Consider the following 13115-nt stretch of genomic DNA (forward strand, 5'->3'; position numbering starts at 1 on the left):
ATCCCAATGCCAGTCTGCTTCTCTTAAGGGAAAGCTATTCGATGATTTTATTACGCACTTTTAATTGTCGAGCCACTAACTCAACCCCTGGTTGATAACGCTTCGCTGAGGCATTCAACGCTAATTCCAAAGCACTATCTGCTATAATTTCAAATCGTTGTGATAAGGAGTTGATCTTAATGGGCAGAAAATCCAATAACCGATTATCACCATAGGTGGCGATCCGGATGCGATTCATTAACTCCGGATGCTCAAACAACACATCCAACACTCCTTCGAGTAAGGTATAAGAAGTGGTAATAATCGCATCTGGTACGCGGCCTTGTTGTAACCATTTTTCAACCGCTGCCCGCCCAGATTCCGGATTAAATTGCTGACCATATTCCACTTGCAAGCTGATCATTTGCGCCCCTTGAGTCTGCATCATTCGATATTGACGAATGGCGGCCTCAACCCCTAGCTGTCTTTCTTTGGAAATATTAAGCTCTGGTAGCGCGCCAATTAATCCCATCGATTGCACATCCTCAGTTAAGACCGATGAGGTTAATCGTAATGCACCTTCAAAGTCCTCACTGATCACACAGCTAAAAATCTCATCATCAAGCGGTCTGTCGAGTGCAATAACCGGCACCCCACGAGCTTGAATACTGGCATAAAATTCATTGGCATCCGCCATCGAGCTGGCCACAAACAGCGCATCAATACGACGACTGACCAAAGCATTCACCACCGCCTTTTCCGTGTCAGGCATGTCATCAGAGCAACCAATCAAAATTTGATACCCAGCTTGACGAGAGTTGGCTTCTAATAATTTGGCTAATCGCGCGTAACTGGTGTTCTCTAAATCTGGGATCACTAAACCAAATGAACGACTCAAACCGGCACGTAAAGCGGCCGCAGCATGGTCGGGTTGATATTGATGTTCTTCAACCACTGCCATCACTTTTTGCTGTGTTTTTTGGCTAATACGATATTTAGTCGCTTTACCATTGATGACGTAACTGGCCGTCGTTTTGGACACCCCCGCCAGTTTAGCTATTTCATCTAGAGTCATCGTCTATTTACCTTTTGATTATCGTTCTGTGCACTGGATCAAAAATCTATCGATCCAAATACTGTGTTGGTTGAATTATAAGCTGAATCGATTCAGTATAGAAGCTGAAAGGATTCAGCAAAATTGAAGTTAGCTCACAGAATCTATATAGAAGCCCTTAATTACAAGGCAAAAGATAGAACATACAGTCAACTCAACGAATTTGCTGAATTTTTTTGTTAATTTGCTGAACCGATTCAGCTAGTTATAAAACGCAAGATACAACAAATAAAAGCGACATTTAAACACCATAATAAAAGAGCCTGCATATTGATAAGGCTTCTTAATTAAAGACGAGGCTCAACCATGCTTATTTTAACTCCGAATGAAGTCACGCTTGCTCAATCGGCCAATGACAAAACTGTTGCCATTAAAAACATTGCTCAGAGCTTAACCGACCAAGGTTATGTCGAAAGTGGCTATGTAGAAGGCATGCTTGCTCGTGAAGGACAATCGTCGACCTTTTTAGGCAATGGCATTGCGATCCCTCATGGCACCACTGACACTCGTGATCTGGTCAAAAAAACCGGCGTTAGTGTGCATCATTTCCCACAAGGAGTAGATTGGGGTAATGGGACGGTTTATGTTGCGATCGGTATTGCAGCTAAGTCTGACGAACACTTAGGCATTTTAAAACAATTAACCAAAGTGCTTTCAGCCGATGGCGTGGAAGCGGCGCTCAAAGAAGCAAAAAACGAGCAAGACATTATCAATGTGTTGAATGGTCAAACCCAGTTATTGGCCGACTTTGATGCCACTTTAATCCAACAAAAATTCCCAGCCAGTGACATGCTGCAAATGACGGCTGTTGCAGGTGGATTATTACGTAACTCCGGCTGTACTGGAGATGCTTATATTTCAGAAATCATCACCAAAACCCCAACCGATTTAGGCCAAGGGTTGTGGCTCGTAAGCGGCGGAAAAGAAGTACACCGCTCGGCGATGTCTTTTGTATCAACCGCGAATGATTGTGAATATCAAGGCAAACAAGTGAAAGCTTTAATTGCTTTTGCCGCTTGTAATGCCAGCCATAAACCATTGCTTTACAAACTGACTCAATTGTTATTATCCAAACGTCAAGATGACATCTTAAATGCTGACGTAAACCAATTATTAGATCTCTTTGATTTGTCTGAAAAGGCTCCTGAAATTTCCCACGACGATGCCAATAGTGCGGTCTTTACCATTAAAAACACCCATGGTTTACATGCTCGCCCTGGCGCTATGTTGGTAGCAGAAGCGAAGAAATTTGAGTCGACAATTCGCGTAGAAAACTTGGACGGAGAAGGCGGCGCTGTCAATGCGAAAAGCTTAATGAAGGTCATTGCATTAGGCGTAAAACATGGTCATCGCTTGCAATTTACCGCAGACGGTAATGATGCCGAGTTAGCTTTAGCAGCCCTTGGTAAAGCCATTGAATCTGGTCTTGGTGAAGGTTAAGGAGTGAAGATGTCGAACAATAAAAAAGTCGTCACGATCACGCTAAATCCAGCGTTAGATCTAACGGGTCATCTCACGGATACACTCAATGTCGGTTCCGTCAGCTTAGTGTCGAAAAGTGATCTCCATCCCGCAGGAAAAGGCGTGAATGTCGCAAAAGTCTTGTCGGATCTCGGGGCTCAAGTCACCGTGACTGGTTTTTTAGGTCAAGATAATCAAGAACCTTTCTGTCAGCTATTTACGCAAATGAACGCGCAAGATCGCTTTGTTCGAGTAGCAGGGGCGACACGCATTAATGTCAAACTGGTGGATAATCAGAGCCAAGTCACTGACATTAACTTCCCTGGCGTAATCGTGGACCAAACCGCTATCGATGCTTTCGAAGCCACCTTAGAGCAGTTGGCTTTAGATCACGATTACTTTGTGATGGCGGGCAGCCTGCCTCGTGGCGTCACACCACAACAATGCGCTAACTGGATTGAACTATTACATCAAAAAGGCAAGAAAGTCATTTTTGATAGCAGCCGTGAAGCCTTAAAGGCCGGTTTGAATGCGCAGCCTTGGTTAATCAAACCCAATGATGAAGAACTGTCTGAGTTAGTTGGTACAACGCTCACCACTACGGAAGCCTGCCAACAAGCCGCACAAACGCTGGAATCAAAAGGCATTGAAAACATTGTTATTTCAATGGGTTCAAAAGGCGTGATGTGGCTAAATCAAGGTCAATGGTTGCAATCACAACCACCACGTATGCAAGTGGTCAGTACTGTCGGCGCGGGAGATACTTTGGTCGCTGGATTAACTTGGGGCCACCTAAACCAATGGTTACACCAAGATATCCTAAGCTACGCCACCGCGCTGTCCGCTCTTGCGGTTACACAAATTGGTGTCGGCGTGCCCGACCCACAATCGGTCATCGAATTACAACAACAAATTCGCATTCAAGCGATATAAAGGACATCCTATGAATATTGCCATCATTACCGCATGCCCAAGTGGCGTTGCTAACAGCATGATTAGCGCGGGTTTATTAGAACAAGCCGCCAAAGATTTAAACTGGACAGCTCATGTGGAATGTCAGTCTACGGTTATTCCACCTAGCCCATTAACGCAACAGCAAATTGATGCGGCTGAAGTTATTGTGATCGCTGCCAACACTCCGGTCGATACCCAACGTTTTGTGGGTAAAAAAGTCTACCAAGGTGATATCACAGACTGTTTCACCGCGCCCCAAGTTTGGCTACAAAATGCGGTCCAACAAGCGAGCGAATTAACCCAAGCTGCTGCACCCGTGAGCCAATCTAATACCGCGACAGCGAAGAAAATTGTTGCGATTACCGCCTGCCCAACCGGGGTTGCTCATACCTTCATGGCTGCAGAAGCCTTAGAAGAAACCGGGGCAAAACTTGGTCATCAAATCAAAGTGGAAACTCGCGGCTCAGTAGGTGCGAAAAATCAACTCACCGAACAAGATATTGCCGATGCGGATTTAGTCATCATCGCTGCCGATATTGAAGTGCCACTAGAGCGCTTTGCCGGTAAGCCACTCTACAAAACCAGCACAGGCTTAGCACTGAAAAAAACCGAGCAAGAATTTGCCAAAGCTTTTGAACAGGCGACCCCTTATCAAGCGGGTCAAGCGACCTCATCTTCTGCGACTAGCTCAGAAGAAAAAGCCGGCATTTATAAACACTTAATGACCGGTGTTTCGCACATGCTACCGCTTGTGGTTGCCGGTGGTTTGGCGATTGCCTTATCGTTTGTCTTTGGTATCGAAGCATTTAAAGAAGAAGGAACTTTAGCGGCCGCCTTAATGACCATTGGTGGCGGTTCGGCGTTTGCCTTAATGATTCCTGTTTTGGCCGGTTTTATTGCCTTTTCTATAGCTGATCGCCCAGGTTTAGCACCCGGTTTGATTGGTGGTATGTTGGCAAGCTCAACGGGAGCGGGCTTTATCGGCGGTATTATTGCTGGTTTCCTTGCAGGTTACGCCGCTAAATTCATTGCCGACAAACTAAGCTTGCCACAATCAATGGAAGCGCTAAAACCGATTTTAGTCATTCCACTATTGGCGAGTTTATTTACTGGTCTAGTGATGATTTACGTTGTGGGCGGGCCTGTCTCCGGCATTATGACTGCGATGACCGATTTCCTTAATAATATGGGCTCGGCAAATGCGGTATTACTAGGCATTATCTTAGGTTGTATGATGTGCTTTGATTTAGGTGGTCCAATCAACAAAGCCGCCTACACCTTTGGCGTTGGTCTACTTGCTTCACAAACCTATGCACCGATGGCGGCAGTTATGGCTGCTGGTATGGTTCCCGCATTAGGGATGGGGTTAGCAACCTTCCTAGCTAAAGATAAATTCGCACAAACTGAACGCGAAGCAGGTAAAGCATCTTTTGTACTCGGTTTATGTTTTATTTCTGAAGGGGCGATTCCATTTGCCGCGAAAGATCCAATGCGCGTGATCCCAAGCTGCATGGTGGGCGGGGCATTAACTGGCGCACTTTCTATGCTGTTTGGTGCCAAACTGATGGCACCACACGGCGGCTTATTTGTCTTACTGATTCCAAACGCCATTACCCCGGTATTCCTGTACCTAGTGGCGATTGTGGCAGGGACAATTGTTACTGGTGTCACTTATGCTTTCTTAAAAAATAAAGAGCCAGCACAAGCCGTCACCGCTTAATTTACTTATCAGTTAGATATTTTTCGAAGAGGTCTTATCGCATAGCGGCAAGGCCTCTTTTTTATATCAATCACACAGATTAGATAGTTATCCGCAGCTGAGGTGAATTAGTACAATTGGCATTACCATCCAACGTGGCTAAACGCGCTACTGAGAATACTCCGCGCGTAAATCTTTCTTCAAAATCTTACCCGTCGCTCCTAAAGGTAGCGCATCACGGATGTCGACCGAGCGAGGATATTTATAGGCAGCACATTGTTCTTTACCCCACGCTTTTAGCTCCGCCGCTTCAATGTTAGCGCCCGGTTTTAAAGTGACGATGGCTTTGATCTCTTCACCATATTCTTCATGCGGGATACCGATCACCGCCACCATCGCGACCGCTGGGTGTGTCATAAACACTTCTTCGACTTCACGTGGATACACATTAAAGCCATTTCGGATAATCAAATCCTTCACCCGATCCACAATATAAACATTACCAAGCTCATCTTGACGTGCAATATCTCCCGTGTGGAACCAGCCTTCACGCATCGCTGCAGCGGTTTCTTCTGGGCGGTTTAAATATCCTTTCATGACATTATGACCACGTACGGTCAGCTCACCTTCTTGCCCTGGTGCAACTTCTTGACCTTGCTCATCCACCAAACGGACTTCTACACCTTGGATCGGCTGACCAATAGAGCCAACTCGACGCTCGGTATCCAAATGATTGAAACACACAATCGGACTGGTTTCCGATAAACCATATCCCTCAATCACAGGCACCTTAAATTTATCTTCAAAGCGACGAATCACTTCAGCAGGCATAGAAGAGCCACCGCTGATCCCCAGCTTTAAGGACGACAAATCTGCATCAATATCCAAATGATTTAACCCAATGTACATGGTCGGCACGCCTGCAAAAATGGTCACGTTATGTTGCTCTATCATTTTGACCACAGCCGCAGGCTCAAAACGTGGCACTAAAACGATGGTCGAGCCACATAAGATCGCCGCATTTAAACTGACGGTTTGTCCAAAAGAATGAAACAGCGGTAAAGTTGCAATATGCACATCACGGCTGGTTAATTCGGCTATGCCTTGCGTGACCAATGCATTCATGATCATATTGCTTTGCGTTAATTCTGCGCCTTTTGATTGCCCTGTAGTGCCTGAGGTATACAGGATCACCGCAGTATCATTAGCATCGCGCGCCACATCATCTTTGATTGGAGCATAGCGGTCGCTCCAGCGGCTCAACGTCGGCATCTCATTATAATGTCTTTGCTTTTGGTCAGCACACATCACAATCATTTGTTCGCATGTGTCCACTTGCTGAAAAGCGTGCAAGCCTTCTTGCGCCATGGGCAACTGCTCTGAACCTTCAAAGCAGAAAAAGAATTTGGCCTCACTATCTTCTAAGTGATATTGAATTTCGCGGCGTTTTAACAGCACATTTAAAGGCACGACAACGCCCCCCGCTTTTTGCACCCCGTAATACACTAATGGGAAAAACGGTAAATTAGGGCAACTTAACGCAACCCGATCACCAGGTTGTAAGCCGTTATCGATTAATGCAGCGGCAATTTTGCCCGCAATATCATCAAACTGACGGTAAGTAATCACCATCTCTCCACAAATCAGAGCAGGCTTATTAGATTTATATAACGCATTTCGTCTCAGCCCGGCAGCTAAACTCATCATAAAAGGAATATCCTATTGCTGGTTACCGATTAAATAATACCAATCACACTAGTTAACCTCAGCTGCGGAAAACTAAATGATCAGATAATAAATACGATTGGTATAAGGCACCGGTATAAAGAAAAAACCCGCGGGGAGCACCACGGGTTAAATTGTTTATTTTAATTTTATAGGTTAGCGATTCACTTACCTATTGGTCATCATCTTTATAAGATCATAACGCTATTAATCTTGTTGTGCATTGGTTTTTGCTTGTTGCACTTTATCAACTAATTCTTGTTTTTTATCTGCCAATACTTCTTTTTTACTGGCAAGAACGTCGGCAATACCCAGTAAGTTATCTGTCAATTGCTGCGCTTTTTCCGGCGGAAATTTTTGTAATAACGACTGATTCAATTGCTCTTTCAGCTGACCGAGCATCTCTTGTTTTTGCTCATCGGAGACTTGACGCACTTTCACTATCGTGGCTGACATTTGTTGTAGCTCTGGAAACAAATTAGCCTCTTTTAATGGTGCGAGCAATTGCAGATCTTTTAGGCTCGCGTCATCTACTTTGGTATCGATAGTTTCAATTAATGTATCTAGTTTATCTAAAGTTTCCGCACCCCGTGCATAAATTGGGGTAATGGCTTCATTTTCGGCAAAACTGGTGACTTTATCCACGGTTAAGAAAATCAGCACCATAATGATCACTAAAGGTAATAGTAACCCACTGAATAAACCCACAAAAAAATTATTAAAACCCGAGCCAAAGCCTTTCATAACGCATCCTTTTTAAGAGAGACAATATTGGAGCTGGGCATTCTACCTCAAACCCAATAAAAAGCCCATCAACATAACGGTAACAACTGCGTTCATAACAATCTTAAATTCAAAGGCTTATCACTACGTAATGATCTATTAATAAAGCAATAAATAACCCCATTAAATGGTAAATAGAAAATTTAAAGGTGTCGATCGCACTATTTGGTTTAGCAAAATATTTCAACTGACACGCTTTATAAATAAACCCTAGAGATAGCGCCATCGCCACAACAGCGTAGATCGCCCCACTCATACCAAACAAAACCGGTAATGCGCACACCAACATTAATAAAATGGTATACAGCAAGACGCTGGTTTTCGTAAATTCAATACCATGTGTCACTGGCAACATAGGAATATCCGCTTTGGCATACTCATCACAACGATGTATGGCCAATGCCCAAAAGTGCGGTGGTGTCCAAATAAAAATGATCATCACCAACAACCAAGCATGAGGATGAAGCGCCCCTGTCATTGCAGTCCAACCCAGCAATGGCGGCATTGCCCCTGCGATTCCGGCAATCACAATATTTTGTGGCGTAGCACGTTTTAGATATAACGTATAAATAACCGCATAACCTAACAAGCTGGCAAACGTCAGCCAAGCGGTAAGCCCATTGACGCCAAAATACAGCAGCGTAAAACCGGCCACTCCCAGCGCCGTAGCAAACACGATCACCTTCCAATAACCAAGTTGCCCAGAAGGTAATGGTCGATGCTGAGTACGCTTCATCACACCATCGATATTACGATCAATTAAATGATTCAATGCCGCTGCTGCCCCTGCCATCAAACCAATACCTGTTAATCCCAACACTAACGGCTGGAGTAATAACTTTCCTTCTGTCGACAAGCACATTCCGACTAACGCAGTAAGCAGCATTAGCATTACAACTTTAGGCTTGGTCAATGAGTAATACAGTTTCATTTGTTTGAGCCAATAACCTTTTGACCAAGCGCTCACTGCTGGGCTAACCGCTTGTGGTAATTGAGAAGAATGCGCCACAAAGGTCGGTGGATTTGGCGTAAGGGATTGTTCAACCTTACTGTCTTGAGGCGGAAAAGGGATCACGTTTGATTTAGGCATACGCACCTTCCTAACGTTAATAATCAGCTAACTTCACCGGTCTATCTATTTGATATTGGCCTATCTGCTTTGCTTTAAGAGTTCTATTTTACTTTAAGCACTCTGTTTTAATTCAAGTACCCTGTTTTAATTTAAGCACTCCGCTTCATTTTGGGTTTAGTCTCGTAAACTTAGTATGCAAGCTGGTCGGCTAATTATCAGCAGCAAAACATTGTTTTAACCCCACCAATATCAATACTGTATTTAACAATAGCAGCGCTGCGACAAAATTGTGCAATACCGCTAAAATAACCGGCAGATGCAGCACAATATTGCTCACTCCTAAGCCGATTTGTATTGCCAGTAACCCCACCAGCGTACCTGCTGCATAATTTAACCTTGGATGAACATGGCTCCGCCATAAGCGCCAAGCAAAAATCACTATCGCTAGCGCCGTACACACTGCGCCCATCCGGTGCAATATATGAATGGTCATGCGAGATCCGTAATCCAATACCCCATATTCAAAACTGCCATTTTCCATCAATAATGAGTGTTGGAAGATCGTGAATGCACCAGGCAAATTCCATGCTTGCCACCAATTACCGTCACATAAAGGTAAGCGAGTACATACCAACGCGGCATAATTGGAAGAAGTCCAACCGCCAAGAAAAATTTGCGCACTCAAGATCATTAAGACGAGCCAACAACCGGTATACAAGTTAGGTCCTTTATATAAGTTAGTCCCTTTATACAACTTAGGCCCTGTATACAAGTTAGTTTCTTTATACAAGTTAGCCCCCTTGGCCAAGGACAACTTGGAGTTAACACAATGAGTAGGAAGCTCAACAGAGTGGAAGTAATTGTGAGAGGGGGTAAAAGGGCAACGTAATGATAAATAAAAAATAAACAATAAACTCAGCAGAAAAAAACCACCGAATAAATGCAAGACCACAATAATCGGCATCAACTTAAGCGTCACGGTCCACATTCCCAATGCCGCTTGAAAAAATACCACTAAAACTAAAGCTAACGGTAAGCGTTTACTAACATGGGAGACTTTCATACTGACGAACGCTAGCGCGACAATGAATAGACCTAAGGTGCCCGCCACATAACGATGAATCATCTCTAACCAAGCTTTATTCGGCTCAATCGTATGCTCAGGAAAATGTTGGGTCGCACGAATAATATCCTCGCTATGACTAGGAACAACCATTTGTCCATAACAGCCGGGCCAATCTGGGCAGCCTAATCCCGCATCTGAAATACGCGTGTATGCCCCCAAAATGATCACCACCAAAGTGAGCGCAAGGCTTATTTTTATTAGCCATAACAACCATTTTTCATAGTCCATATCGCCCCCTATTCACTCAAGTGATACCCCTTTAGCCTACTCGTGATAACGTCAACAACTTACGTAAATCTGCAAGTAACCCTTTCAACTCTTTAGGTAATTGCTCTGCTGTTGATACGCTGGGATAGCGCATCACCCACTGCCCACGAGGGTCAATCAACACATAATCTTGCAAGCTAACCCCAGCGCTTGTTTGAGTTAAATCCGCATCCATATTGGCGGCAACCTGCACCACAAACCCCATTTGCTCAATGTCAGCTTTCATTTGTTGTGAACTTGGATTTAGCTCAGAAGACATCAATACAACTGGCATGACGCGGGGCTGATCTTTACCGAGCGCAATATGGGTTTGCTTTAATAAATGAAGTTGTTGCTGACACAAAGCTAAACAAGAATGAGGTAACAGATAAGCAATTTGCCAACGTTGAGGGGCGGGGTTATTTATATTTAAACTCTGATAATACAATCTGTTATCAATAAAAAGACCATGATTGGTCACCGCCGGTTGATACCAATGTTGAGAAAGGATGAGTTTTGCCGCTATCACAGGTAAAGCAAAAATGAGCAGCATCCACCACAAAACGTGACGATTCCGTTGATGATAATGGCCACCTTCTTTTATCGCATGCGCTTTTGTCATCCTCTCCCCCTACTCATTATTGTTTTTTACAAACCTTCATAATTCATTGTTTTTAATATATTATTTTTATATATCGGTTTTAACACCTCGGGTTTAATGTACCTCTTTAAGGCATCGGTTTTAAAGCATCATGGTTACGCGCTCGATAAGAACGAAACACAAACCGCACCACTAGCATCAACAACACCAAAGCCATCGAAAACCATTGCACCGCATAACCATAATGTCGTTGCGCACTAAGCGGAACCGGAGTCCAAGGATGAGGTAATTGCTCACTCACTTGCCCCCCTTTATTATCATTGAGTTTTAAATCCGAAAGTGGCTGAATAACGTAAGGCAACATCGCTCGTTGCCAATGCTGCGCTAAGGATTCCAACGCCAAATTTTGGATACGAATCGCCGATGATGATGGCATTTCCTCCAGCATTAACCCTTCACTCATCGGATTGTCTTGGCGACGATATAAGCGCCCTTCAATACGCTGTTCTTGAACCACGCTCGCGACTTGTGGCAATTGCTCTCGCTCAGCGCCTACCGCGACAAAACCCAATTCTAATAACGCAATGGTAGAAGCTGTCTCTAATCTAGAGTCCAGCATTTGGACTGGTTGAAACACCAAATACCCCACCTTGCCTTGCCAAGTTTGGTTATCCCAATAAACGGTGCTAACGGAGATTGAGCCATTCATGATTGGCGACACGGTAACTGCAATTTTTTTCCCGGTAATATCTTGAGACTGAGATAACGCGGTGGCGATATCCACTGGCTGAGCCTGTTGCCATTGTTGCAATTGCTGCTCGATTTGCTGTTTTTGTTGCCCTCGGTCTAATTGCCAAAAACCCAGTTTGACCATCGCGCCAAATACCACCACAGTTAATAACAACAGCACGATTTTTTTTGCGCCCAATTTTCCCAATGTAGGAGGCACCATGACATTGGTTTTATTATTTAAATTCCTATTAGTGCTCTTGCTCTTATTTGTCATAGTGAACCTCGGTCGTGCGCTTTTTATTCTGGTGAAGCGCGAGCCCAACGATCAACAGACAGTGCCAATGAGTCGTTATTTAGGCCGCCGATTATTGATCTCAATTATCATCATCATGCTGTTATTAATAGGCCTCAGCTCTGGTTTAATCGACCCGCACCCTCGACCTTATTAACTAGGTAACCAGATGTACTTAGGCCCCAGAAACTAGAAACTAGAAACTAGAAACTCAGCTTCTCCCTTACAGCACATAAACAAAGACAAACAGACATAGCCACACCACATCAACAAAGTGCCAATACCAACTGCCGGCTTGAAAAGCAAAATGATCGCGCGGAGTAAAGTGATCGAAAGCAATACGAGCCAGCAACACGATGAGAAAAATCGTCCCTAAGGTGACATGCAGCCCATGAAAGCCAGTCAATAAAAAGAACGTGTTACCATACACGCCTGATTGCAACGTCAAATTCATCTCTTGGTATGCGTGCAGATATTCTTGGCCTTGATAGAACAAAAAGGCGATCGCCAGCACTATGGTGATTTCAAGCCACACAATCAAAGCGGTACGTTGGTTTTTCTCCAAACTCAATTGAGAAAGGTGCAAAGTAATCGAGGATGTCAGCAGAATAAGAGTGTTCATGAGCGGTAAACCTTGCCACGGCATCGCTTGGGTTTCGGTGCCTGATGGGGTTTTAATTAACGGCCAAATCGCTTCAAAGGTTGGCCACAACACCTCGTGAGTCATGGCGTTATTCGACGCACCACTCAGCCAAGGTACAGCAATCATTCGTGCGTAGAAAAGCGCGCCAAAGAAAGCGCCAAAGAACATCACTTCAGAAAAAATAAACCAGCTCATGCCTTGGCGGAAAGAGCGCGCCATTTGGTGAGAATACAGACCTGCTAACGACTCCTGAATAACATTATGAAACCAGCCAATCATCATCACCACAACCGTCACAATGCCGCCGAGTAGCACAAAACCACCAAAATGACTAAGCATGCCTTTAGGTTGCAACAAGAGCCCAGCTCCCACGGCAATCAAAAATAATCCTAACGCCCCCACAATCGGCCAATTACTTTGTGCAGGCACGTAATAGATTTCAGTTTGCCGTTTATCATGCTCATGATGAGGCTCGGCTGAATGAGTAACTTTATCCATGTTGACTCTCCTTTCGCAGCCACTATTTATCGGCTTATCGGCTGCGTACGGGTTATTGGTTACTTGTCGACCATTAGCGGCTTATCGTACATTTGCTGTTTATCGTATATCTGTTGTTTACAGTACATTCGCTGTTTATCGTATATCTATTGTTTACGGTATATTTGCTGTTTACAGTCCGTTTGCTACT

At 44.3% G+C, this 13115-nt stretch carries 12 protein-coding genes; 4 read left to right on the forward strand and 8 right to left on the reverse strand.

The features are described from left to right. Positions 1-34: 34 nt before the first annotated feature. On the reverse strand, positions 35-1054 hold the full coding sequence (gene cra, locus VCA1004_RS14925) for a catabolite repressor/activator (protein WP_086981220.1): 1020 nt from the start codon (positions 1052-1054) through the stop codon (positions 35-37). A gap of 345 nt (positions 1055-1399) precedes the next feature. Between cra and fruB the strand changes: the two genes are divergently transcribed. From fruB to fruA, 3 genes are read left to right on the forward strand one after another with little or no spacing between them, the layout of a single operon-like run. Continuing rightward, complete coding sequence (gene fruB, locus VCA1004_RS14930; RefSeq protein WP_086981221.1) at positions 1400-2533, forward strand: fused PTS fructose transporter subunit IIA/HPr protein; 1134 nt, start codon at positions 1400-1402, stop codon at positions 2531-2533. A gap of 9 nt (positions 2534-2542) precedes the next feature. Beyond that, positions 2543-3487 (forward strand): 1-phosphofructokinase, encoded by a 945-nt coding sequence (gene pfkB / locus VCA1004_RS14935; protein WP_086981222.1) that lies wholly within the window; start codon positions 2543-2545, stop codon positions 3485-3487. A gap of 10 nt (positions 3488-3497) precedes the next feature. After that, the gene (gene fruA / locus VCA1004_RS14940; RefSeq protein ID WP_086981223.1) at positions 3498-5228 is read left to right on the forward strand and encodes a PTS fructose transporter subunit IIBC; all 1731 of its coding nucleotides are present in this window, start codon (positions 3498-3500) and stop codon (positions 5226-5228) included. Positions 5229-5375: 147 nt separating this feature from the next. On the opposite strand, the gene VCA1004_RS14945 is transcribed toward fruA, so the two are convergent. The 6 genes from VCA1004_RS14945 to VCA1004_RS14970 form a co-directional block, all read right to left on the reverse strand. Then, positions 5376-6914, reverse strand: a complete 1539-nt coding sequence (locus VCA1004_RS14945; RefSeq protein ID WP_086981224.1) for a long-chain-fatty-acid--CoA ligase — start codon at positions 6912-6914, stop codon at positions 5376-5378. A gap of 225 nt (positions 6915-7139) precedes the next feature. Continuing rightward, positions 7140-7676, reverse strand: a complete 537-nt coding sequence (locus VCA1004_RS14950; protein WP_086981225.1) for a hypothetical protein — start codon at positions 7674-7676, stop codon at positions 7140-7142. A 109-nt stretch (positions 7677-7785) separates the two neighbouring features. Beyond that, positions 7786-8805, reverse strand: a complete 1020-nt coding sequence (gene cyoE / locus VCA1004_RS14955; RefSeq protein ID WP_086981226.1) for a heme o synthase — start codon at positions 8803-8805, stop codon at positions 7786-7788. Positions 8806-8995: 190 nt separating this feature from the next. Beyond that, on the reverse strand, positions 8996-10141 hold the full coding sequence (locus VCA1004_RS14960; RefSeq protein WP_086981227.1) for a COX15/CtaA family protein: 1146 nt from the start codon (positions 10139-10141) through the stop codon (positions 8996-8998). Positions 10142-10172: 31 nt separating this feature from the next. Next, entirely contained in the window at positions 10173-10781 is a 609-nt protein-coding gene (locus VCA1004_RS14965) for a hypothetical protein (RefSeq protein ID WP_232012665.1), read from the reverse strand. A 106-nt stretch (positions 10782-10887) separates the two neighbouring features. Continuing rightward, a complete protein-coding gene (locus VCA1004_RS14970; RefSeq protein ID WP_164520890.1) occupies positions 10888-11688 on the reverse strand; it encodes an SURF1 family protein in 801 nt (266 codons plus the stop codon). A gap of 22 nt (positions 11689-11710) precedes the next feature. Between VCA1004_RS14970 and VCA1004_RS14975 the strand changes: the two genes are divergently transcribed. Beyond that, positions 11711-11941 carry a DUF2909 domain-containing protein gene (locus VCA1004_RS14975; RefSeq protein ID WP_086981229.1) on the forward strand — a complete coding sequence of 77 codons (231 nt, stop codon included), beginning with the start codon at positions 11711-11713 and terminating at the stop codon, positions 11939-11941. 66 nt (positions 11942-12007) lie between these two features. Here the strand turns inward: VCA1004_RS14975 and VCA1004_RS14980 are convergent, their stop codons facing one another. Then, positions 12008-12925: a cytochrome c oxidase subunit 3 gene (locus VCA1004_RS14980; RefSeq protein WP_086981230.1), complete on the reverse strand. Its 918-nt coding sequence runs from the start codon at positions 12923-12925 to the stop codon at positions 12008-12010. Between the last annotated feature and the right edge of the window lie 190 nt (positions 12926-13115).

Source organism: Vibrio aphrogenes, assembly GCF_002157735.2.
GTDB classification, from domain to species: domain Bacteria; phylum Pseudomonadota; class Gammaproteobacteria; order Enterobacterales; family Vibrionaceae; genus Vibrio; species Vibrio aphrogenes.

Coding starts and splice junctions, on each gene's coding strand:
- cra (WP_086981220.1), bottom strand. CDS start 1,054: ATGACTCTAGATGAAATAGCTAAACTGGCGGGGGTGTCCAAAACGACG.
- fruB (WP_086981221.1), top strand. CDS start 1,400: ATGCTTATTTTAACTCCGAATGAAGTCACGCTTGCTCAATCGGCCAAT.
- pfkB (WP_086981222.1), top strand. CDS start 2,543: ATGTCGAACAATAAAAAAGTCGTCACGATCACGCTAAATCCAGCGTTA.
- fruA (WP_086981223.1), top strand. CDS start 3,498: ATGAATATTGCCATCATTACCGCATGCCCAAGTGGCGTTGCTAACAGC.
- VCA1004_RS14945 (WP_086981224.1), bottom strand. CDS start 6,914: ATGATGAGTTTAGCTGCCGGGCTGAGACGAAATGCGTTATATAAATCT.
- VCA1004_RS14950 (WP_086981225.1), bottom strand. CDS start 7,676: ATGAAAGGCTTTGGCTCGGGTTTTAATAATTTTTTTGTGGGTTTATTC.
- cyoE (WP_086981226.1), bottom strand. CDS start 8,805: ATGCCTAAATCAAACGTGATCCCTTTTCCGCCTCAAGACAGTAAGGTT.
- VCA1004_RS14960 (WP_086981227.1), bottom strand. CDS start 10,141: ATGGACTATGAAAAATGGTTGTTATGGCTAATAAAAATAAGCCTTGCG.
- VCA1004_RS14965 (WP_232012665.1), bottom strand. CDS start 10,781: ATGACAAAAGCGCATGCGATAAAAGAAGGTGGCCATTATCATCAACGG.
- VCA1004_RS14975 (WP_086981229.1), top strand. CDS start 11,711: ATGACATTGGTTTTATTATTTAAATTCCTATTAGTGCTCTTGCTCTTA.
- VCA1004_RS14980 (WP_086981230.1), bottom strand. CDS start 12,925: ATGGATAAAGTTACTCATTCAGCCGAGCCTCATCATGAGCATGATAAA.